This is a genomic window from Zobellia galactanivorans (genome assembly GCF_000973105.1).
GTDB lineage: Bacteria > Bacteroidota > Bacteroidia > Flavobacteriales > Flavobacteriaceae > Zobellia > Zobellia galactanivorans.
Map to the genome: position 1 here is coordinate 5,028,422 of NC_015844.1, position 22,009 is coordinate 5,050,430.

The window sequence follows — 22,009 nt, forward strand, 5'->3', positions numbered from 1 at the left end:
CCTTCTGCTTCTTTTTTGGGACGCCTATAATAGTATATGGGACTACTTATTCTCTTTTCAATTTCCTTCTAAAGCTATATAGGGTTTCAGAGATGGTAAACCAACAGAAATAGAATATCCCACCCGAGAAAATTATATCGCCGATCATTCGTAACCACTTCAAGGTCTGCACGGTCGGTGAGTACAACAATTCCGAATCGCGGGCAAAGGAATACCCTTCGGTTATGGAGGTGTAGGCCTGAATGATCCCTATGGGAAGTAGGCTAAAAAGCACCATGGCCACCAATCCAATATTGAGGAGCCAGAAGGCGCGGGTCAGTTTTTTGCTTTCCCAGGCCCGATCGGAATAGAACCGCAGGCAGATCAAGATGAATCCCATCCCCAACATACCGTATACGCCGAACAAGGCGGTATGGGCGTGTACGGCCGTCGTATTCAGCCCTTGGATATAGTACAGGGCGATCGGTGGGTTGATAAGGAAGCCGAAAACACCGGCCCCGATAAAGTTCCAAAAGGCCACGGCAATAAAAAAGAATATGGGCCATTTGTATCTTTGCATCCAAGACCTGCTTTTTAGAATGTTCCAGTTTTCCCGTATTTCGAAGCCCATAAGGGTCAGGGGAACCACCTCAAGCGCACTAAAGGTCGCCCCCAAGGCAATGGCCTGAATAGGCGTACCCGAATAATAGAGGTGATGTAGGGTTCCGATAATCCCTCCTGCCAAAAAAATGGAAGCCGAGGCTACGGACACCCGACCTGCCGTTTTTGCCGAGATGATTTTCATTTTAGAAAAGATAAAGGCGATAACCACCGTAGCAAAGACCTCAAAAAAGCCTTCTACCCAAAGGTGGACCAGCCACCATCTCCAGTAGTTGATTACCGGTAGACTACTGTTCTCCCCATACATAAGTCCGGAGAAAAAGAACATACCTATGGCCATAACCGAGAGCAAGAGAATGATCAACAAATGTTTTGAGGCATCGTTCTTACGGATGGCATATACAATATGCCTACTTACCATAATGACCCAAAGCACCAGTCCTATCCCCAAGAATATTTGCCAAAAGCGGCCAAGGTCCATGTATTCGTAGCCTTGGTGGCCAAAAAAGAAATTCGTGGTCAGATCCAGGAATTGGTGTACGCCGAGCCATTCGCCCAGCATGGATCCCAAAACAATGACAAGCAAGGCGATGAACAGAAAATTGATACCGAATACTTGGTACTTCATTTCCTTGCCCGAGATCATCGGTGCCAAAAACAATCCTGTCGCCAGCCAAGTAGCCGCAATCCAGAATACCGCCAACTGGGTATGCCAGGTACGGGTAATCGAATAGGGCAGGTAATTGGCCAGGTCAAAACCGAAGAAGGCCTGCCCTTCTACCGTATAATGTACGGTTAAGATACCCAGAACCACCTGTAGGGCGATCAAGAGCGACACCACGATAAAGTACTTGAGTACCGCCTTTTGCGAGGGAAACATTCTCATTCCCGTCAAGGGGTCACTGTCGGGCTTGGTTATGATTTCCCCTTTTTCATGGTTTCTTAAATAGTAGTAAGTAAGAATACCGATGAACAGAAGCAATAGTACAATAGATAGGCCCGACCAGACCAGGGAGCCCTTGGTAATAAGGTTGTCGATCAAGGGTTCGTGCGGCCAGTTGGAGGTATAAGTATAATCCTTTCCCGGTCGGTTGGTAGTCGCCGCCCAAGAGGTCCAGAACAAAAAGGCGTTCAACTGCTCCAATTTTACCGGATCGGTCAAGGCCCCTTTCGGAATGGCATACTCTTCCTTTCCTTCGGAGAAAATAGAGGTATAATGCTCCACATTGGCCTTAATGGCCGCCCATCGCTCCTTCGATATGGTCAGGGTTTTGTTGGTCTCATCAAAGGTGTTGGTCTTGATATCTTTGATCAGACGGGCTTTTATGGCCGCCTTGTTCTCGACATCCAAACTGTTATAGGGGCGGTTAAAATCGGCTTCGGACCAGTATTCCAATAAAAATACGGCCTCTTTGTGTATCCAATCGGCCGTCCAATCGGGGGCGACATAACTACCGTGTCCCCAAATGGATCCAACTTCCATACCGCCAATGGACTCCCAAACATTTTGTCCGGTTTGAATATCCTCCTTTGTATATACGGTTTCCCCCGTATCTTTCACCCGTACCAGCTCAGGTATGGGAGGTTGTTTTTGATAGACTTCCGTTCCTACCCATATAAGCACTATAAACGAGAGTATTACCACACTGGCAAATGCAATCCAAACTTTTTTCATCTTCTAAATTTTATTGGGAAACTTGGTTAACACGTTCTACGGAATCAAGGACTGAAATGGACAAGCGTACGATACAATCTGAAATACAATCCAGATCATGGGGTACGTTGGCTTCCAATGCGATTATATCGCCCCGTTTAAGGAGTTGTTTCTCGCCATTAATGCCAAAGTCGACTTCCCCTTCAAACAGTTCTATAACTATGGGGTAGGGGGCCTTGTGCTCCTTCATAAATTGTCCCTTCTTCATAAGGATCCTGAGTTCCTTGGTATTGGGGGTTTTAAACAAGACCGTCACTGTAGGACCTTGATGGTCTTGATAGCTTATGTTTTCGATTAAAGATGCTTTATTCATGGTTCTATATATTGATAGGTGATAAGCCTAGCGTCCTAAGCCTTTCGATGTTTATATTCTTAAGCTGTTCAATTCATAATTAGTGATTTGCATTGCTATACCGATGCTTACATAAAGCAAGTCTACTCCCTTTTGGTTTAATAAATATAAAAAGGTCTTTTTATCCGATTTAAGATTGTTATGCGTCATAAATTCATTTTAGAACCGTACTCTCGTAAGATGTACCTCATCACAGCTTATAAAAAGTGCGAAGACCACATCTAGCTAATACGGAAGCAATATCCTTCTAATTATCGGGGCGAAATTAAACCTAAAATTAATAACGGACAAATTTATCCGAGATATAAATTTCCCTTTTTTTGTGATTTCACTTAGGTAGCATTTCAATGCATATAGGACTAGGAGGGAAGGGGAGGAAAATCTCCGGAAAACGCTTGTATACGATTCCTACTGCCAAGTTCATCCTAGGGCTTACCAAACAAGTATCTTACAAATTATATTGATGTAAATGTAATTGTATTCCTGTTAAATTATTTTTATCTTTAAGTAGGTTCGCCTTAGTGGGGCCTTGAATCCATATCGTCTAAAGTGGAATGCATCACCTTATTGATTCTTGTATAAAGTAAAACCTAGTAAAATGAAACACATACTGCTTTTATTCGTTTTGACCCTTCCCCTTAACGTCACCGGTCAAAAATCGAAACTCAACGATGAATCCGTTGCCGTGGCCACTGCGCTTGAAAAAGTAAAGGAAGCCACTTCCGAACTGGCCCAAAATGGCTATTTTAATGGCACCTTTGATGTTTCGGTGAAGTTCAACGATGTGGTTTCCGATGAAAACGGATTGGAGTTTAAGATTTGGTTCCTTAGCTTCACAAAACAAAGGAACCGATCTATCGACAATTCCTATACGGCCAACTACCAATTTGAAACTACCGAAAAGACGAGTCTCACCGCCTATGAATTCTCCAGTGACCTAGCTGAAATATTAAGCAATGGAATACAGGCCTATAAATCGGTAGAACCCTATCCGCTGACAAGAAACGGATTTGAAATCGTATCGAGTTTTACCTTGGAGCGGTCAGGGGAGGGAGGCGCCTCCATAGAGCTCTCGCCCATTAGTATCGGGGCCACAAAAAAACGACAGCGCAAGAGCGTACATACCATAACCCTAACCTTTAGCCCAAAAGCCAAATAGGGCAGGGACCAAGACTTACTTCAAAAAACACAATTTGCGTAATGGTATTCTTACTAAGTTTTAGTACTTTTAAATTCCCCAAGATTTTTAATTTTCCCCTTTGATTTTCGTGTAGCCGATGTATTGAAATTCCTCGAACCAGGTATTTCAAGCGAAGCATTTTTATTCGGCAGCGGAATCAAATCGGAGCAACATAAACCGACCGTTCATGAATATTTATGAATTTCTTGAAAAGGCCATTGCCAACGGGACCATTGCCAAGGATGCCTTGGACAAAAATAGGCTGGAGCTGACCAAGACCTTGTTCGACAAGGCCGATGCCAAACTAAACGCGGCCATCTTAGACCAAAACTTAAAGCTTAAGGACAAGATAAAAAACGGAACCATTGATCCCAATGTCATCTCCCTGGGGCGTATTACGGAAACCTTTAACAACAAGATCGAATCCCGGCCCGTAATAGACTTGGTGCAACAAGGCGGGGGTATGTACGGTATAGCCTTACTCGGCTATACCTATATCATGGAAAAAATCGGAATACGCTTTTACAGTCATGGCGGTACCAGTGCCGGGGCGATCAATGCCTCCTTTCTGGCGGCCATCCCCAATAGCATCTACGAATGTCATTCCATTTTCTCCGAACCCGGTGTACCTAGACAGGCTACGAAATCGGAGTTGCTTACCCATGTCATTACCCATACCGACTTCAGTAGCTTTATGGGGACCCAAGGTATCATTGGCCGTATTCAACGCAGTCTGTTCAAAAGGTTTAAATCGAAAGTCCTTCGCTTCTCCCTATTGGCCACATTGTTGCTCTTCTTGGTGATTTGTTTCGGAGCATTTGGAATCATCTATAGTACCAGCAACGGCTTAAGTGGTCTTGAGATCCGGTATTTTGATTTTATCATCGGTACCTTGAACATTTTTGCCCTGATGCTTTTGATCTATATACTGTTCGTAAAAGTATTGGGCCCTTCCTTCGGTATAAATTCCGGGGATGAGTTCTACCGATGGGCCGATACCCTCTTTGCCCTAGTGGGGATCCGAAACACCGAAGATTTCGACACCCGTTTGAGCGAAACCAAGATCAGCCCTTCAGAACCCACCGACCTGGCCCGTTTGGTACTGATTTCATCGAATCTCACCCATAATAGGATCGTAAAATTTCCGGAGCGCGCCGTTGATTATTGGGGGAATTCCCAAAAGGTAAAGCCCGCGGCCTATTTGAGGGCCACCATGTCCATTCCCTTTATCTATAAGACCTTTGTTCCTGAAAGGAAGCACTACGACCAACCCGACGACGACGACCAGATTCTTCTCAAGGCCCGCTTTGTTGATGGGGGCATGCTATCAAATTTTCCTATTCGGGAGTTTCACAAGACCAATGGAAATCCCCCCAGGTTTCCCACGTTCGGTGTTTTGCTCAGCGATATCGGACTCAACCATAGAACGCAAATTGCCAATATCGACAAGAATAAATTGCCCAATTCTACCCTCTTGCAATATTTGACGTCCTTTTTTAAGACCTTTAGGAATTTCTACGATTACGAATTCATCTTTAGTAACGACGAAATCAAACAAAGGGTGGTTACGGTCGATACGGAGAAGTTTAACTGGCTCAATTTCTGGATGGACGACCCGACGAAAACCGAACTGTTTTTAGCAGGCGTCGATGCCGCCATAGCACAAATCGATAAATTTCAATGGCACGAGTATGCCCCGACCCGAACCCCGGAAAAAAAGAAAACCCAAAATCCATCCACATGAAAAGGAAATTAAATCTGTATAGTGGACTTTGGGCCATTTCCCTCCTTGCCGTGGCCATGGTTCTTCTTGTCTTCTACTTTGATAGCACCTATTATATACCGAACCCGTTGAACATACAGTTCAGTGCCAATATGGAAACCTTTACCCACCTTATCGGGGAAAATAGCACGGTACTCCGTCGCCATACGCTGTTGGAGTTTTTCTTTATCCTGCTCTATTCCTTCCTCTTTTTGTTTTCCGTGAAGATTTTCGAGCTTTCCCTAGAGGCCGAGTTCAAATGGTACTACTATGCCTTGTGCCTTGTTCCCGGCCTAGCCGATATGTTGGAAAATTTCCTGCTTTTATATATGCTGGACGACCACATGACCACCCCGAAGTTCTGCACCTATTATTGGGCAGTACGACTTAAATGGAGCGTGATAATCGCCTTTATCTTAATGTCCTTGACCATTCTGCTCTACTACGGTCTATTGTTATGGGGAAGGACCTATAATTTTTTGACCCTCTTTTTTAAAAAGAAAGGGCCTTGAGTAGGCTGTATCTACAAAAAAAGACCGTCCTAAAGCTTTAGGCGGTCTTTTTTTGCATTGTATATAGAGGCTTATTCTTCCTCGCTCGATAGCACATCGGCCATTTCCAGTTCCTCGTCCATTTCATTGGATGCAGGTACGGAATTTTTCAACTGGGTAAATTTCTCTAATCGGTCCATTTCATCCTCTTCCCCCGAGAAATATGGGAATACGTCCATAATAGGGGATTCTGAGATAGCGGGAATGGTGTAATCGCCCATAGTATCCTTCATTACCGTAACGGTATTGTCATAGGCTTCCTTTACATCGTTGGCCTGTACCAAGAGATACATATTGGTTTTGCGCTCCTTACCGCTTTCCTCGTCAAAGGCTACCAAAGATACCTTGGACTTAAACCAACGGTCAGAATTTTCGAAAGGGTGTATTTCGGCATAATTGGCCACCTTGATATTCGTGATCTTGATTTCTTCGCTATCGCTCAAATAGGCCGACATTTCTTCGGTTATCCTACTTTCGGCTTCGGTATACGAAATGGCATCCACTAAAAACGGTTCCGTTTTTATCTTTAACATGCCTGAAGCTTCATCTATTTTTTTGTATTTAATCTTGCATTCGTACCAGGTTGCACTCATATCTTTTTGTTTTAAAGAGGCCAAATATAGGGTTTAGCATCGGCCCGAAAAGTCAAAAAATCGAATAGATATCCACAATTTTACATCCGGTTTTGTATGTTTCGGAGCGTGAGATGGTTAAGGATTTTTAAGCGGGAAGCAACTCCTTTTCTGACCACTTTGCTTTGCCCGAAAAACAAAAAGTCCCGTTAAAATAGTGGTATTTCAACGGGACCCTTGTATTCTAATGACGTGAAATCAAGATAGGGCAAGGCTATTCCTTTTTCCCACCGCCTTTAAATTTATAGGTGATTCCAAAATTAAGTCCGAATGAAGAATACGGTACTTTTTGCGACAACTCTTTTGAAGTATCGGTATTGGTGTTCGATAGATTATCTACGTAGGTCGTTTTACGGCTATAGTCCTCGGGCAAGTTGTCTAAGGTATACAATCCTTCTACGGCTACGGTACCATCGGGAAGGACAATGTTCGTATTGAATTCCGCAATTTCAGAATCTTTTCGTTTTAAGCTTATTCCATAGAACTCGGCCTCTGCAAAAATGCTAAAATGGGAGCTTAAGTTAAACTTATAACCAAGGGCACCGACAAAGCCTAAAGGAAATTTTCCATGAAAATCCTCTTTATAGTTGGTCTCGGAATAAGAACCTTCCGGCACACCTAGGGCACTGGCTTCCTCTTCATTAAAAACCGATTTTTGATACACCACACCTTCCGTCTTTCCCCCTAATTTCAACAAAGCCCCGAAACGCCCGTAAACGTTATTGGTGAATTTGTATACTACCGACGCCGAGGCACCAAAGGCACGGGCCCTGGCAACCGCATCCACTTGCAAATTGGGTAAATTGACAACGGAAATGTCTTGATCGCTTCCTTGCAAGTACCCAATACCGAGATCCACACCAAAGGAATCGTCAAAGAAGTAAGTCCCCCTTATCTGAACGTTGGCACCTTCACCATAACTTCCATAAGAGTTTTCCGTTTCCGACAAGCTCACCCTTTCCCCCAGTTTCATTGTGGCACTCCCGATGGCATACCCGGAACTTAAGGAAACTTCCATCTGTCCGAAAGATAAGGCGCTAGTTAAAACAGCTGTACATACTGTGATCAAATGTTTCATACGAAATGATTTAAGTTTTTAAAATAGAATTACAAAACCCCGACTTACAGAAGCTATATTTTGGAATCTCTCTTTACCGCTTATGGGAATTTCACTTCCCGACACGGTAAAACATTCCATAGTCATGCAGAGTACAAATCAAACTGTACTACAAAGATTCTTTTTTAAAAGAAATTTCTCGCTATTGAGTACGGGTTTTAACACCTATGCCTCTTTATTGCTAACGATTTCTTGGAAAATGATAATGAAAAGTCAGTTTAATGGAAAATAGGAAGAGAATCTACAATGAAGATACCCCAATATAGCCCAAAACTAGCTCGGTCTTGTAGGTTGAAGCCCGATGAACAGTAGGGTATAGATCAGTAAGAGTAACAAATACCACGTATTAAAGACCAAGTCTAGGTAATCGATCTGTCCTTTTGCAAAGCTCAAAATCATCAAGACTTGCGCACCATAAGGTAGGAAGCCTTGTGAGATACAGGCAAAAATATCTAAAATGGAAGCGGTCTTTTTCTTGTCTAAACCGTATTCATCGTTGATCGATTTGGCTATAGGTCCGGCAATGATAATGGCTACGGTATTATTGGCAATCGCCGTATTGATCGTACCCACCAGGGACGCCATACCCAACTGGGCGCTTTTCTGGTTTTTGATCCGCCTTTTGATATGGACCAATATAAAATCGATTCCCCCGTTTTTTTGGACCAAGGCCGCCAAGCCTCCCGTGAGCAAAGACAATAGAAAAATTTCCGTCATATTCGTAAATCCGGTATAGGCGATTTTGGTCGATTCCATAAGGGTGAAATCCCCAAAAGCTATCCCTAGAAGTCCCGCTGCAATCGCCCCCAAGAGCAGGGTCACGAACACATTGACGCCCGCAACGGAAAGGAGAATAACCAAAACATAGGGCACTATCTTAACCACCGAATAGCTGTACACTGCCGTTTCGGTTTCTATAGACCCTAGGTCCCATCCCTGAAAGAGTAAGATACCGATAGTGAACAAGGCCGCGGGCACGGCGATTTTAATGTTCTCCTTAAACTTATCGCTCATCTTACAGCCCAAGGATTGTGTGGCGGCAATGGTCGTATCCGAAATCACCGATAAATTGTCACCGAACATACTGCCCCCTAACAAGGCGCCGCACAAAAGGGCCAGATCGGCACTGCTCTCCTCGGCAAAACCGACTACGATAGGGGCCAAGGCCACGATGGAACCGACCGAAGTACCGGTAGAGATCGATAAAAACCCGGCAATGATAAAGATGCCCACATAGATATATTGAAGGGCGATAAAATCCAATCCCAAGTTTACGATCGCCTCTACACTGCCCGTTTGTTTGGTAAGGGCGGCAAAAGCCCCGGCCAGTAAATAGATCAGGCACATGGTCAGTATTTTTTCATCGCCACAGCCTTTTAACAAGGTAGCTATTTTTGATTTTACCGATGGGCCGAACATAAGAAACGCCACGATAATGCCCACAATAACCGCTATAGGGGCCGGTAAGGCATAGAAATCGTTTTGATAGATACCAACGCCCAAAAATGTAAAAACGAAGACCAACAAGGGGATCAAAGCCGAAAATTGGGGGCTAAGCTTATTCGAATGTGCCATTTCTCTTTATTCTTTTCAAAAAGGAAACAGCTGTGGATAAGCAGAAGTATGGGCTAACATTGGTTCCAACTAATTGGCTTATCTCTTTAGCACCTTGCTCGTTAATGCAGGTTGCTATCTCCGTTCTTGAGATTCTTGATAATAAATTTAAGCCCGCAAAAGTAGGACATAAAAGCTGTTGGGCCTCTAAAAAAAAGTTAATTTCCGGATCTTCTTCCTGTTTTTTTATTAAGCCCTTAACAGCGACCACAAATACCGGAACCACTCATAAAAATTAGATAACCAACCACTTACAAACCTATCTTCATATCCTATGGATAGCACTTAGATAGCCCTGGCTCGCTCGACCATACTATAGTCTTATCATTTGCGTTATGCTATTTCTCAATTGAAGCCTTGGGAACCTAACCTTTATCTCTTTACATTATGAGAAAACCAGTGTTTTTAACAACAAGTGTTCCCTTTTTTAAAACACCCCTACGCATAGCTTACCGATATAGGCCGTAATTCCCAGTTTTATCCCTTGACCGAATTTAAGGGCAACGCCACAAAGGGCATGCTCCGTAAATCGCCTTAACCGCCAATACCGTATAAATATCCCGGCCAAAGACCTTGATCTATTATAAAAACAAGAAAATCAATTTTAAATAACAACAAATGAGATTATTCCCCATTATTGCCTCCTTTCTCTTCTTCAACTCAGTTTTCTCTCAAGAGGAATACATTAATATAGATAAAACGTACGATAGAGTACCAGATGAATTGCTTCAAAAAGTCAAGGACAATGGTTTTGAAAGCTCCGGAATCTATTTTATAAATGGCTATTTGAACGTCAATAAAAATGACCTGTCTACCTTCATGGACACCTCTGGGAATATACTGAATCAGCTATACGATTTTAAAACCGATATGTCTTCGGCCAAAATATTCTTTACAGGCCAACCCGTGACCGGTATAAACGATATCGGTAAAAAAGAAGAACAAAGGTATATCAACATTAAGGCCTTTAATGCCATGGGTGAGCCCGTACAAACAGAAATCGGCGCCACGGGCGATTACTACTTTTCTTCGAACATGGCCAGTGTCTACGATCACTACCTAAGTACCGATACGGACTATTTTACCGTTCATTACGACAAGCCCGATGCCAGTAAAAGTGGCGGATACTCCTTACAAGAAGGTTTGATTAACGGAAAGGGAGCTATTGTGCTCAAAGCGAAATATAAGAGCGTAAGACAAATAGCAAACGATTATTTCCTTATTAAAACGGAGGATGGGGCTTCTGAAATAATGAATGTGATGGATAGGGTTACCTTGCCCGTAAAAATTGGTCGTATTTTACTTTTTAACGAAGTGCCCAATGTACAACAGGTAAACACCTTTGTCTCTTTTAACGATAAAATCATTGCTACCGATGGCGATACCGACAAATGGGGAGTTTACGATATGGCAAACAAAAAATGGAGTATACCCGCAACGTATGAAGAGCTAAAACCATTCAACACCTTCAGGCAATTGGGAGAACACATGAAACACATCTTGTTTACCGATACTTTCTTTGTTAAAAAAGAAGGGAAATGGGGCGCCGTAGATTCCAATAACACCACCGTTATTCCCTTTAAGTATTCTAAAATGGATTACAATGGCGCCAGCTTTATCGTATATGACGAAAATGGCCATATGAATCTTTTTGATATAGCCACACAAACAGAACTTTTTGACCATTTCTACGATCAAATAAACTTTGATAACGACCATCCTGAATTGGCCGTATTGGTTTCCAACGGGTCGGTCGGAATCTATGATTATGCCAATAAATCATTTATTGTAGATCCATCGGAAGGATACAAAACCTATAACAGCGTCAATAGAAACCAGAATCATTTGCTAAAACGTAAAGATGCCGAAGGCAAAGACGATATGGCGCTATTCTCTATTAAGTATAAAAAAGTGATTGCCTCCGGTTTTAGGGATTATTACGTATTGCACGAGACTAAATTCGGAAAGATACGTCATGTCGACGGCACCAATTCTATCATAGATATGGAAGGAAAAACAATTATACCTCCAGGAAAATATATGGGCAAGGCCGGATACCAAAAGGGAATCTTGTTTTTCTACGATAGCTATGGAAAGCGCAAGAAACCCGTTCATTGCTACAAACCTAGCGGGGAAAAGGTAGATACCGCCCTTTGCCAAGAAACCTTAAGCCCAGACAAGAAAAAGAAGAAAAAGAAAAAATAACAGCCGTCTGTAGATTCTACCTAAAAAAGCAACTACTGGAGGGGTAATTGCTTTTTTATTTGAAAACCAAGTCTGTTCAAAAAAACCTATATCAAAATCTTAGCGCGCCCTCCCTTTAGTTTTAAGGAAGGCTGCAATTTCGAATGTGAAGGCATACGAAATACGTTAAGCCCTCTTAAACACCGTACTATGAATTATAATTCTTTCAAATTATTCTTTTCCGTAAGCCTGTTTTTTTCACTTGTAGCCTGCTCTGAAAACGAGTCGCCAACAGATGAACCGACTACCGATACCGAGCTAGAAGTAGCCAATGTTCAATCTTATTCCCAAGACTTTGGTTATAACGGCGACATCGTAGAGATCACCGGAAGCAATTTTGTTGAAAGCAGTAGTGATGTCGAAGTTCTTTTTGATGGTGTAGCTTTAGAAATCATATCCGCCGGTAAAACCTCCATTCAGGTCAAATTGCCTTTGGTCGAAAATGGCATTCCCAAGCTAGAGATCAACATGAAAGACCGCAAGGTCGTTTCGGAAGTAGCCAATGCCTATGAAGGGAATATTGGCGTACTGGCCAAAGTGCCCGGAGAATGGGCCCTGACCAAATTAGAAGGAGCCTTGCCAAATGCAACCATATGGACCTCACAATTGGTTTCTCCCGAAAGATTGTATTACGGACTCGTTAGTGGCTCTAACGGCAATACAAGAACCACATGGCGAAGTCTTGATGGGGGACTCACATTTAAACGCTGGGCCTACCAAGGGTTTTCCAATGTCTTTCAAGCGACCTCAACCGATGAAGGATGGGCCGAAAGCCTACGCCTGTTGAAAATACCCGCTGGCGGAAGTGTCAATGAAAAGGAAGAGATCCTCTTTACCACTACCGACAACTCAAACAGCAATATAGCGGCAATCAGCGTGAGCGACGACCTAAAGACCGGAATGCTTATTACAGGCTCGAAAACAGTATATAAAACAACCGATGGCGGATTCACTTGGGATACCGTAGAGACTTTACTGCCCAACACAAACTTTGTGTTTTTAGACACTAAAACTGGATGGTCATTTTCAGGCAATACCATTTATATGACCACTGACGGTGGACTTACCTGGAATGAAGACCTAAAAGCCGAAAGCCGTGTAGACCGAATAGATATCAAAGACAACGTGGTCGTTGCCAAAATCGAAAACGGCATCTTACGCTATTTTCTGTAATGTAATGAAATAGAAGCGCACCCTATTTTAAGATAACTTCAAAAAAAACTCCAAAGGCACATTATTGTGCCTTTTTTCGTTGATAGCAAACACAGATAGTTCAAGCGTTTTCCCTGCTTTTTACTACATACTGGTCCTTTCCCCTAAAACCGAATTTCCACGCTTCCTAAGGCGGATATCAAGAAAAAGCCTTTAGATGTTTTTTAGGATGTCTTGGTACGGATGGATAAAGTAGCAACTCCTTTAGATTTTCCTACTGGGACACCCCTAAACAAAAGATAACTTTTATATTTGTAGGTTTTATATTACGTATTAATTTAATTTAACACTCCTATTGTAAAAATTCACTACTAGTTTTTATCCCAAATCTACATTCTATGAACACTTATGTATATTATTCCAATATTTTTAAAGCACTTTGCCTTTTAACGGCATTCTTTACTCAAACAAGCTACTCCTTTAACACGCCTGAAACGGCCTCTAAAGTGATAAACTGTAATACGGTCGACTGTATTCTAAATGCGATGATAAACGCCTCGCCCGGAGATGAAATTGTCATAGCCGCAGGTACTTATACCGCCTTAGAGAAACTCGACTTAAATAGCGATGGAAGGGCCGCAAGGTTTTCATCGAATCGCAACGGTACCGCTTCACAACCTATAATCATTCGAGGGGCAAGTACCAGCAATAGGCCGGTGCTCAAAGGACCTAACGGTATTTACGATGGCTATGTCATGCGGATTTTAGGCGACCATTGGATTATCAAGGATTTGGAACTTGAAGAGGGTTCCAAGGGATTGGTCCTCGATCACTCAAGCCATAGCAGAATCGAAAACGTATCGGTGCACGATATCGGGGAAGAAGGTATTCACCTGAGGGACGGCTCGAGCAATAATTTGGTCACGGGCTGTCAAGTCTATAATACCGGACTTAACAAACCGGGCTTCGGGGAAGGCCTTTATGTCGGTTCGGACAAAAGCCAACATCAAACCGAGGACCAACCCAACAACCCCTATAGTCCCAATTGTAACAACAATACCATAGAATTCTGTACCGTAGGCCCAAACGTAGCGGCAGAAGGGGTAGACGTAAAAGAAGGCACAAAAAACACCATCATTCGAAACAACACCTTTTCTGCGGAAGGAATAGCAGGGGAGGACAGTAATAGTGCCGATGCCTTTATCGATTTAAAAGGCGCTTATGCCTTCGTATATAACAACACCTTCAACCTAGACGGCTCCGAGCTTATCAATGCCTGTATTGATTTTCTAGATCGAGGTACCGACTACAATACAGGTTTTAGAAACGCCGTTTTTAATAATACTTTTAATTTAGGAAGTAGGGGCAATAGTATCAATACCGTTAGAAAGAAACAAGGCGCCCCTTCGGAAATCCACGTATGGAATAATACCCGAAACCCCAACACGGATGATTTTCCCGTTTCGGATGGTACACTCGCATTTGTAAGCCAATCTTGTCCGAGCTGGAATATTCTTCCCTGTTCTGATGATGGAGGCAATACCTCTCCTTCCGTAAGCATCACTTCTCCCAATAATAATTCCCAAGTAAATGCGGGAAGTAATCTACAGATCAGCGCGTCGGCAAATGACCCCGATGGCTCCATTAGCAAGGTGGAGTTTTACAACGGTAGCGTTAAACTAGGGGAAGCCCTTTCCTTTCCCTACAACTACACCATAAACCAAATAGCCGTGGGAACCTATGATCTTACGGCCGTGGCGATCGATAACGAGAACAATAGCACAAGATCGTCAACGGTACGGCTCGTGGTGATTGACGGTGATACCGACGGTCCTGCCGACTGCGCTTTTGGAACCCCAAGTAGCAATGCCCTGCCCCAATACGATGGTGTGACCTTTAACAAGGTTTATGTTCTAGGCTCGGGCGGCCCCGACGCCTCGAACATTAAAAAGCTTAAGATCAAATGGATCCCCAGTGCCAACGGGCTCTATGTTTTTTCAATCAATACCCATAACGGGCAGCCATCCTCTTACATCGACCTTAGGGGCAAGAGCAAGGCAAGCTTTAACAGCGAGCGGCCCGAGCTTAGCATTTCAGGCTCCGGCTTTCCCGGACTCGACGGGGAATATTGGGTAGCCGATGACCAGGGCAATTTTGTGATGGTCTCAAAATCCGGAAGCTATACCGTATACTGTAGCAATGAAGACCAGGCCCCAAGTTGTGATGCGGCAAATCAGGTTGACGCCAATAAGACCGAACATATAGCGCATAGCATAAAGCTCTATCCCAACCCCGTTACCCATGGGGAATTGACGCTTGCCAATCTATACTCCGAGCAAACGGTAATATCGCTAATGGACCTCCAAGGCACTATCCTTAAAAGGGAAGAGGTTAGCATCGAGGGAAGTACCTTTCAATTTATTGTGGACGGTATCGACCAAGGTATCTATTTCTTACGTGTAGAGAATGGGTCGACCGTAAAAACGATTCCCTTCAGTATTAAATAAACCCCAATCTTAAAATAATAACGACATTCTTATGAAAAGAAAATTATCGATAGTATCACTATGCTTTGTTCTTGTGCTATTCACCGTAACAAAAACAAAGGCCCAAACAGCAGATGTATATCATTTCAATTTTGACGAACTGCCCACCGGGCCATATGACAAAGACCAAATTAAGGATGCCTTAGGGGTTTCATTTTGCAAAGGTGCAGATGAGGGTCGTGTTTCCATAGAAAGTTTTCCCGACCAGGGAAAAACGCTAAAGGTAAAATATCCTAAAGGACAGGTGAAAACCGGTGAAAGCGGTATCCATACCAAGGTCTATTTTAACGACGGACAGTTTCACGATGAACTATATATGAGTTACAAGGTCTATTTTCCGTCGGATTTTGAATTTAGGGCCGGGGGGAAATTACCGGGACTATCGTATCAGACAAGTGACAGGAATATGTCATTACGGCTAATGTGGCGAAAAAACGGACTCGTTGAAACCTATGTGCACTACAATACAAAACCGACGCGACCTGATTACAAGGCTTCCATCAACTGGAGCCTAACAGACCCTATAGAGGAAGCCAATGGAGGGCCGCAAGCCGATCAGGTCAAGTTTACGAAGGGCACTTGGCAGCATATAGAAATGTATTACAAATTAAATACGCCCGGAAAGCAAGATGGTATTATGCGAGGCTGGTTAAACGGACAGTTAGCTTTAGAGATAACCAATGTTGAAGATTTCCGACAAGTAGGGGAAGGCGATATAGGCTTAAATTCCTTCTATTTGTCTTCTTTCTTTGGGGGCTCTGACGAAAGCTTTCAGCCCACAAAGGATGTCTACGCCTATTTTGACGATTTTAAAGTATCGACCCACCGAATAGGTCCGCCATCCCGAACAGGAAATGAACTACAGATCGGCGCGTCGGCAAACGAAGCACAGCAAAGCCTTCAAAACCCTAGTGATACTAGCGATACTGAGGTTAAAATATATCCAAATCCGGTACTAGACGGCATTTTATACCTCGAAGGAATTGATGCGGACACCAAGAACATTTCCATATACAGTATGATGGGGTATCGGGTTAAAAGTTGGGTGCCGGATACCAGTACAAAAACACCGAGCATTGACCTAGGCCAACTCGATACGGGAACATACATCATGGTCATTGAATCGAATAAGAGGAAGATTACCAAGATGATTTATAAAGTTTGACCTTAAAGTGTTGGCTACAATGCCTTTCCATAAGGAAATAGACCTCTGTAAAAAAAGAAGGGCCGGAAGTGAATTCCAGCCCTTTTTTTTTAAAGTTTCCGAAGGTTCAAAACTCCAAAGCCCCCGATTAGCAAGGTAATCAGTAGGGTAGGAAGCATTAGGTAAGTCCAGTCCACTTCCCGTTCCAAGGTGTAAAACTTCGCCTTGTAATTTTTCCAGTCGACCCTGTCGGCGGATTTCTTCCCAAAGATTTTGGGGTAAAAATCCAAACGCAGGTTTTCGTGAAACTTGGTCAGTTCTTTTAAGAAGCCCAAATGGCCAACCATATCCGTTCCTGCCAAAGTATTGAAACTTAACTGGGCATGCATGGTGGGTACGAAAAGAGCAAACTTCTCGCTCACAGTGTTACGGAGCATCACCTTTTCCGTCATTTCCTTGCTGGTTTCCCCTGCGGCCATATCGCCCATATGCTGCATGCCATAATACCAAAGCCACGAAAATTCATCTTCGGGAACCGGATATTGCTCAAACTGCGGATAGGCTTCAAAAAAACCGTCCATAGTAGCGCTTTTTTCCAAATCCCATTTTTCGTGATACCCATCGCGCTGTTCCACCATGGCATCCAATGCTTCCGGCACCTGATATTTATTGATCACATAATTGTTGACCACCGCGGGAAACAAAATGGTAAGCACCACCCAAACGGAAACTAAGGCCAGGGCATTGAAGCTAGAGTTTTTTAAAAGGGAAACCATCCAAAAACACAACGCACTCCAAAACAACAAATACAAGGTGCTTTGTAGAAATAGGGCCCAAAAATATTGGTCCATAGGTATTTGTAAGATAGCGCTCGCCATAAACATAAGAAGTATTAAAATAGCAAAAACAAAGAGCACCCTTACAAAGAGCTTTTTAAATAGAAACCTCGCTTTTCCCGAAGTTTGTGCCGCTAAAATACGCCATGTCCCCAATTCTTTTTCTTCCGAGTATAAATTGAAGGTCATAGCGATCAAAACCAAGGGAAAGAGGTAAATAATAACAAATCCCAGATCCAGGTTACCCGACATCAATAAGGACGGGTTTTCAAAATCGGTATCGTATTTCTGCCCTTCCAAAGCACGAATGGTTACTGCCTGCAAAAGCGGATTCACATCGCTCTGTCCAATGGAAATGGCATTTATATTCTCGGGTTTCTTCACCAAGGTAAATCGCAGGTAATACAAGAGCAATCCAAGATCATCACTATGGTAAGCTACATTTTTCGCAATACTTTCTTCTTGAAATTTTTGGGCGGCAATAATGGTTTTTTCTTGTTTTACCAGGTACTGCTTGCCTATCGAAATGCCGATGAGCCCTACGGTCATCAACAAAACCAGACTTACCAAGAATATTTTCGTTCTAAAGAATGATTTAAACAATAAACTATACATCTAGATGGCTTTTAAGTTAGAGGATAATCTTAACAGTCCGAAAATGGCCAAAATACCCCACAATAGTAGCGCCATCAAGGAAGTCAATTCATTTTTGAACACTTCGGGAATACTTAAGGAATCATATTCGAAAGGAGGAAAACTTTTCCAATAATCGCTGGAAATGGTATCGGGCCCTGCTTTGCCCTTATTGGGAATTAAATCCATCTGCAAACGGTTCATCTCTTGGGCCAATTTGTACCGATATACTTCCGCTTGCCCCTTAAAATGAAGAAAGGATTGAAAATCGGTTCCCGAAAAGGCCATGGACAAGTTTTTTATAGCGGTGTACGGGTTTACGAAGGCGGAATATCGTTCTACGTTGTTCTGTTTACCGTACACCCAATACAGTTGTCTTTGATGCTTTTGATACACTGCAGCGCTCAAGGCCTCACCCTTGGCCATTACAAAACCTCCATAGTTAAAGGGAAGATCCGCTACATCGTCTACCTTATTGGCCAGGAGCACAGAATCCTTTAAGGCCTTAAAATGCGGGTCGTCAGGATTATGACTATCCCCTAGTTCTATTAAATCGTGTTCTACGGCCGTTTCCATTTCTATTTTAGAAGGAGTGGGGTAGAGGTAATACCCCATGGCCTGTAAAGATTTGGGAACAATGATCACAAAAAGCAACCAAATCCCCAAGAGCTTTATCAATGCCCCCTTGGCCGTCTTGCTAAAGGCGGAAACCAAAATGGTAATAGCGCACAATATGGCGAAAAACAACAAATAGGAAACTAGGAGCACGAGATACCGGTACAAACTATCGCCCGATAGACCACCGTGCGATTCCAACACGACGAAAAACAACAGTACCAGAAAAACGGCCATAAGAAAAATCATGGACAGGCTCCAAAGGCCCAACCATTTGCCAAAGACAATTTCCTTTCTGCCAATACCTTGGCCGATCAGTAGTTTTAAGGTGCCATTTTCGCGTTCTTGGGCTATAGTATTAAAACCCAAATAAAAAATTAACAGCGGCACGATTATCTTTAACAACATGGCCATACTGACTTCCCCGAAGCGTAAAAGCCCGGTAGACATACTCGCTTCCGAAAAATTCACGGTATTTTGTTTGTGGGCCTCCAAGAACACGGCATTGCCCACAAAATTCTCCATGCCTAGATCGAAAACGCTAAGTATATGTTTGACCCTAAAGGCAAACGAACCGTAATGGGCCATTCTGTGGGGGTGCTTGTCAGGATTGTTTTCCCAACTTTCCTGAACCTCGTGTTGCATGGAGCCGCGTGTATCGTTTTGGTCGTGATAATTTTCCCAACCGCTATAGGCCGAAAAGAATAACAGAACCCCTATTAAAACCGATGCTATCAACATCACTTTTGACCTAAAGGCATCTTTCCATAATTGGCCTGCCAATAAATAGATTACATTTTTTCTCATACTTAAAATTTATAAGTTGCCGACAAAGTGAAATTTCTGGGTGCCCCGGGAAACAATCTTAAGTAGGTTTGCGCCCCCAGCCAATACGTCTTATCAAGAATATTTCCGGCATTCAGGGCAATCTGTAGGTTGCTTGCCGCGGGAGTGTAGTAAATGGCCGCATCAAAAATGGTAAAGCCCGGAACTTCAAAAGCCCTGGTAAACCACGGTATTTTACTGCCTTGGGACTGCACGCCAAAACCGACGCCCCAATCATTAAAAAAGCTACCTTGATTGAAGTTGTAGCGCGTCCATAGGTTGGCGCTGTTTCTTGGTGTATTTTCCTTTCGTTCACCAATTAACGCTTCATTGGCATCACTAACAATTTCCGCATCTATATAGCTATATGAAGCATTTATCTGCCAATTGGGCAAAAGATATCCGGCAATATCCATTTCAAATCCCCGGCTACGGTCCGCACCACGTTGGGTAAGTAGATCCGGGTTTTCAGGGTCGTTGGCGCTCATTAAAATATTCTTTTGGTTGATTTCATACACCGCCATATTCACCTTTATCCGCTTTTTGAACAAATCTGCCTTTATCCCAAATTCGGTCAGGTCGGAAAGTAACGGGTCGAATTGGGAAGCGGATTCATCCGCCCAAAAGAACTGCCCCGTACTGGGTAGTAGGGAAACCGTATTGGATTGGGGCTGAAACCCTTCCAAATAGGTACCGTACACATTCACATTATCGTTTACTTCGTAGGTCAGTCCTATTCTAGGGATGAGTTTATTGTTGGTAAAAGACAGTTCCTTATTCGTATTGTAATTGGTAATATCTTCGAACCACTCGTGCCGTAAGCCAAGAATCAGGCTGATTCTTTTCCATTTCAGCTGCTCTTGAATATAAACGGCATTACTGGTAGTCAGCGCAGGAGGAATGGCAAAGCGGGAATTGAACGTGTAATCCTCGGTAATTTTGATAGCATAATCAGGGTTTTCCAGATTAAAATGAGCTACGTTGGGTTTTGGCAAGGTCAGTCCGTTATAGGTAATAGTTTGGTAGGCTTCGGCATTGCTCGCATCAAAAGAATTGGTAATCGTACCGTCTTTCAAGAGGTAGCCCCTTGCGGAATTTTGTCCCCCGCCCACTTGTTTTTTCCAGTAATGTAAATCGTATCCAACCAGCAATTTGTGCGATAAGTCCCCTGTCTTAAAATCAAAATTGAAATAAGCGTTCAGGTTATCTACCATCCAGTCTTGTTTTCGCTGCACAAAGCGCATGGCGGCCAAACTGGGAATGGTATTATTGTCGATATCTACGGCAAAGGTTGAAATCGTACGGTGTTCCTCCAAATCTTCCTTCCACGTCTGTTTCATGTAGGAAGTATTGAAACTAATGGCATCGGAGAATTTATGGGATAGATTTCCGGTCAGGATCAATTCTTTTGAATTGAAAAAATCATTGGTAGCGCCAAGGTTGAGCCCAATAGGGGTACTGGTCAAGGAAGTAACCCCATCAATCGCACCAAAAATAGGTTGTCCACGATCTAAAAAGCCGTTCATATCATTGTAGATCATCTCTACGTTGATGGCGGTCTTATCGTTGGGCAAATAGCTAAAAGAAGGTGAAATTAAAATAGACTTGTTCTTTATCAAGTCCCTGTAAGAGCCGGCTTCTTCATAAGCCGCGTTAAAGCGGTAGAGCAATGTCTTGTCTCCATTTAACGGCCCCGTAAAATCCAAGGCCCCACGAAGGGTACTAAAACTGCTTACGGCAAAAGACACCTCTTTTTTGTTTTCTTTCAATGGTTTTTTAGTTACCATGTTTATACTTCCGCCCGGGTCTACACTGGCAAAGCTGGCACTTGCCGGTCCTTTTATGACCTCTACCTTTTCAATATTTGAAGTCAATGGCTGTAAAAAATAGAACTGCCTGGTCCGTAGTCCGTTAATGATCTGTCCTTCTTCATTCTGGCTAATCCCCCTAATGTTGTATTGGTTGTAGATACTGGAAGGGGTTACCCCGCTCACCACTTTAACGGCGTCCGCTAGTTTAAAAGCCTGTCTGTCGGCAATAAGCTCTTTGGTTACCGTAGAAATAGCTTGGGTCAGTTCCTTATTCAGAATAGCGATTTTAGTCGCGGAAAAGGAATAGTCGCTATTGTAATCGGTTCTCGCCCTACCGACAACTTCGACCGATTGTAGTCGCTCTACTTTCTCTTGCAATTTTAGCACGCCTAAATCGTAGTCTTTTAGCTGATCGAGGTATTTCTGAAAAGTGATGGATTCCATACCAATATAACTTACCGTAAATTGATAGTGGCCGGTTTCCTTTAGTTCAAAAGCAAAATTCCCTTCTTCTTCGGTGATAACACCTCCCTTGTTTGCCGCGATGCTATTGGTATATGAAATGGAGGCCCCGTAAACGGGTATCCCCTGGCTATCGATAACCTTGCCCTTAACGGAGATTTGGGCAAATGTTGTGTTACACAGCAATAGTGTTAGTATAATTCTTATATAGTGGTTCAT

Annotated in this window: 15 protein-coding genes and 1 riboswitch; of the genes, 7 read left to right on the forward strand and 8 right to left on the reverse strand. The window is 43.1% G+C overall.

Annotated elements, in window-relative coordinates:
* Nucleotides 1–46: 46 nt before the first annotated feature.
* Nucleotides 47–2,275, reverse strand: coding sequence for a nitric-oxide reductase large subunit (locus tag ZOBGAL_RS20320; protein WP_013995634.1), 2,229 nt, complete (start codon nucleotides 2,273–2,275; stop codon nucleotides 47–49).
* 10 nt (nucleotides 2,276–2,285) lie between these two features.
* Nucleotides 2,286–2,627, reverse strand: a complete 342-nt coding sequence (locus ZOBGAL_RS20325; RefSeq protein WP_013995635.1) for a cupin domain-containing protein — start codon at nucleotides 2,625–2,627, stop codon at nucleotides 2,286–2,288.
* A 637-nt stretch (nucleotides 2,628–3,264) separates the two neighbouring features.
* Here ZOBGAL_RS20325 and ZOBGAL_RS20330 point away from each other — a divergent pair.
* The 3 genes from ZOBGAL_RS20330 (at nucleotide 3,265) to ZOBGAL_RS20340 (ending at nucleotide 6,120) form a co-directional block, all read left to right on the forward strand.
* Nucleotides 3,265–3,825: a trypco2 family protein gene (locus ZOBGAL_RS20330; protein ID WP_013995636.1), complete on the forward strand. Its 561-nt coding sequence runs from the start codon at nucleotides 3,265–3,267 to the stop codon at nucleotides 3,823–3,825.
* Nucleotides 3,826–4,033: 208 nt separating this feature from the next.
* Nucleotides 4,034–5,590 (forward strand): patatin-like phospholipase family protein, encoded by a 1,557-nt coding sequence (locus tag ZOBGAL_RS20335; RefSeq protein WP_013995639.1) that lies wholly within the window; start codon nucleotides 4,034–4,036, stop codon nucleotides 5,588–5,590.
* Nucleotides 5,587–6,120, forward strand: coding sequence for a hypothetical protein (locus tag ZOBGAL_RS20340; protein ID WP_013995640.1), 534 nt, complete (start codon nucleotides 5,587–5,589; stop codon nucleotides 6,118–6,120). The genes ZOBGAL_RS20335 and ZOBGAL_RS20340 overlap by 4 nt, the downstream gene beginning before the upstream one ends.
* Before the next feature lie 71 nt (nucleotides 6,121–6,191).
* Here ZOBGAL_RS20340 and ZOBGAL_RS20345 read toward each other — a convergent pair whose 3' ends face one another.
* The 3 genes from ZOBGAL_RS20345 to ZOBGAL_RS20360 form a co-directional block, all read right to left on the reverse strand.
* Complete coding sequence (locus ZOBGAL_RS20345; RefSeq protein WP_013995641.1) at nucleotides 6,192–6,752, reverse strand: DUF4494 domain-containing protein; 561 nt, start codon at nucleotides 6,750–6,752, stop codon at nucleotides 6,192–6,194.
* Nucleotides 6,753–7,005: 253 nt separating this feature from the next.
* A complete protein-coding gene (locus ZOBGAL_RS20350) occupies nucleotides 7,006–7,869 on the reverse strand; it encodes an outer membrane beta-barrel protein (protein ID WP_013995642.1) in 864 nt (287 codons plus the stop codon).
* Between the two features lie 312 nt (nucleotides 7,870–8,181).
* Nucleotides 8,182–9,483 (reverse strand): Na+/H+ antiporter NhaC family protein, encoded by a 1,302-nt coding sequence (locus ZOBGAL_RS20360; protein ID WP_013995644.1) that lies wholly within the window; start codon nucleotides 9,481–9,483, stop codon nucleotides 8,182–8,184.
* 49 nt (nucleotides 9,484–9,532) lie between these two features.
* Nucleotides 9,533–9,630: riboswitch (SAM-I-IV-variant riboswitch) on the reverse strand.
* Between the two features lie 510 nt (nucleotides 9,631–10,140).
* Between ZOBGAL_RS20360 and ZOBGAL_RS20370 the strand changes: the two genes are divergently transcribed.
* The 4 genes from ZOBGAL_RS20370 to ZOBGAL_RS20385 all read left to right on the forward strand — a co-directional run bounded on the left by ZOBGAL_RS20370 (nucleotide 10,141) and on the right by ZOBGAL_RS20385 (nucleotide 16,629).
* The gene (locus tag ZOBGAL_RS20370; RefSeq protein ID WP_013995647.1) at nucleotides 10,141–11,727 is read left to right on the forward strand and encodes a WG repeat-containing protein; all 1,587 of its coding nucleotides are present in this window, start codon (nucleotides 10,141–10,143) and stop codon (nucleotides 11,725–11,727) included.
* A gap of 189 nt (nucleotides 11,728–11,916) precedes the next feature.
* On the forward strand, nucleotides 11,917–12,939 hold the full coding sequence (locus tag ZOBGAL_RS20375; RefSeq protein WP_013995648.1) for an IPT/TIG domain-containing protein: 1,023 nt from the start codon (nucleotides 11,917–11,919) through the stop codon (nucleotides 12,937–12,939).
* Between the two features lie 377 nt (nucleotides 12,940–13,316).
* Complete coding sequence (locus tag ZOBGAL_RS22940; protein WP_013995649.1) at nucleotides 13,317–15,425, forward strand: Ig-like domain-containing protein; 2,109 nt, start codon at nucleotides 13,317–13,319, stop codon at nucleotides 15,423–15,425.
* A 31-nt stretch (nucleotides 15,426–15,456) separates the two neighbouring features.
* Nucleotides 15,457–16,629: a polysaccharide lyase gene (locus ZOBGAL_RS20385; RefSeq protein WP_013995650.1), complete on the forward strand. Its 1,173-nt coding sequence runs from the start codon at nucleotides 15,457–15,459 to the stop codon at nucleotides 16,627–16,629.
* Between the two features lie 89 nt (nucleotides 16,630–16,718).
* Here the strand turns inward: ZOBGAL_RS20385 and ZOBGAL_RS20390 are convergent, their stop codons facing one another.
* The 3 genes from ZOBGAL_RS20390 to ZOBGAL_RS20400 are packed head-to-tail and all read right to left on the reverse strand — an operon-like array spanning nucleotide 16,719 to nucleotide 22,009.
* A complete protein-coding gene (locus ZOBGAL_RS20390) occupies nucleotides 16,719–18,059 on the reverse strand; it encodes a DUF3526 domain-containing protein (protein WP_013995651.1) in 1,341 nt (446 codons plus the stop codon).
* Entirely contained in the window at nucleotides 18,060–19,499 is a 1,440-nt protein-coding gene (locus ZOBGAL_RS20395; RefSeq protein ID WP_013995652.1) for an ABC transporter permease, read from the reverse strand. It lies immediately after the preceding gene.
* Nucleotides 19,500–19,501: 2 nt separating this feature from the next.
* Complete coding sequence (locus tag ZOBGAL_RS20400; RefSeq protein ID WP_013995653.1) at nucleotides 19,502–22,009, reverse strand: TonB-dependent receptor; 2,508 nt, start codon at nucleotides 22,007–22,009, stop codon at nucleotides 19,502–19,504.